The sequence below is a fragment of the Cereibacter ovatus genome (assembly GCF_900207575.1).
Classification (GTDB): Bacteria; Pseudomonadota; Alphaproteobacteria; order Rhodobacterales; family Rhodobacteraceae; genus Cereibacter_A; species Cereibacter_A ovatus.
This window is the reverse complement of the sequence record NZ_OAOQ01000055.1, coordinates 1-1,486: the sequence shown is the minus strand read 5'-3', so window position 1 is coordinate 1,486 and position 1,486 is coordinate 1. Positions and strand designations below refer to the sequence as shown.

Below are 1,486 nucleotides of genomic sequence, written 5' to 3'. Positions count from 1 at the left end.
GTTCAGCCTGAACAACGCGATCAGGCGGCCGCGTGACTGTAGCCGCGAGCGCGCTCCTGCCGGATCATCGCCAGAACGAGGGTAATGACGGCGGCAAGAAGCTTCCTCAGATGGGCGAGGATCTTGCGGATGTTGTGACCGCATCCGCAGAGGACGGCGAAGAGGGCGTCACCAATGACGCCTTTGAGGAAGCAGCGCGACAGCCTTCCGTCGGTCTTCATGTGGCCGATCTCGGGTTCGATGCTGCTGCGCCGACGCAGCGCCTTTGCCAGCGCCGGGGCCAGCCCGCGGCGGGTGCCGCTGATCAGCACCTGGGTGTGCTGGACGCCGTGGCCCTTGTATCCGCGGTCGACGACAGCGCGTTTGGCCGGGTGGCCGGTGAGGATCGCCACCTGCTCCAGCGCCTCGCCGAGAGTGTGGCCGTCGTAAGGATTGCCCGGCAGCGAGCGCGCTCCGACCACGAAGCCGCCCTTCAGCGTGGTGGCGATGCTGACCTTGGTGCCGAACTCGTAGCGCACGCGCGCCTTCCCTTTCGAGATGCAGTCCACCTCGGGCTCGTGCAGTGAATAGATCTTGCCGGGGTCCTTCGGCCGCTGGTGGAGCAGCCGCGAGACCAGCACGAGCTTGTCCAGAACCCGCTCGCGCAGCGGCCCCTCGGGGATCTCGTCGAGCTGCCGCCGGATGTCCCGCATCACGCGGCCGGTATAGCCCTTGAGCGTTCTCAATGCCTTGCGCATGCGCCGGAACTGCTTCGCATGAGCATAGCGGCCGACCTGCGCCGCCAGCCGCGGCGCCAGGCGCGCGTAGCTCTGGCGCAACTCGATGCCGGCCTCCTGCGCCAGATCCACCAGCTGTGCCCGCGCCCGGTCGTAGAGCCGTGAGTCGGTCGGGTGCGCGATGTTCTTTTCCATGACGGTGGTGTCGACGGCGATCTCGTCGAGGCTCGTGTCATCGACGGCGCCGGACTTGCGACCAGCCTCGATGGTCTTTGTCAGCAGCCACTCCACGCCTTCCTCACCGATCCGCTTCCGCCACCGAATGAGCGAGGTCGGGTCGATCGGCGGGCGATGCTGAAAGAAGGTCTCGCCGGTGAAATGCTGAAAGTAGGGGTTCTCGACCCAGCGGGCGACCACGGCTTCGTCCGAGAGCCGGAACGCGTGCTGCAGGTAGAGCAGCCCCGCGACCAGCCGCGGCGAGGTCGCCGGCCGTCCGGTCGTGGACGGGAAGAACCCGGCCCATTCGCGCTCGAAGAACTCCCAGTCGATCAGCCCCGCCAGCGTGACCAACTCGTGACGCATGTCGATCATGTCGACGAGGCGCGGCCGGAAGAGGTCGTTCTGCTCGGGAGGACGGGGACGATGCTTCATGCGACGGGCCAAAATTGCAGGGTTCCGCGCCGAATCCTATGAAATCCTGCAGGCCATGGCCACCAAAACCTCGGGTTTATCGCCTTGGATCAACCACTTCACGGTTGTTCAGGCCGGAC

The 1,486-nt window shown here is 66.2% G+C and carries 1 protein-coding gene; it reads right to left on the bottom strand.

The annotated features are described in order from the left end of the window. Positions 1-20: 20 nt before the first annotated feature. The gene (locus CRO07_RS18220) at positions 21-1,367 is read right to left on the bottom strand and encodes an IS5 family transposase (RefSeq protein ID WP_097032021.1); all 1,347 of its coding nucleotides are present in this window, start codon (positions 1,365-1,367) and stop codon (positions 21-23) included. Between the last annotated feature and the right edge of the window lie 119 nt (positions 1,368-1,486).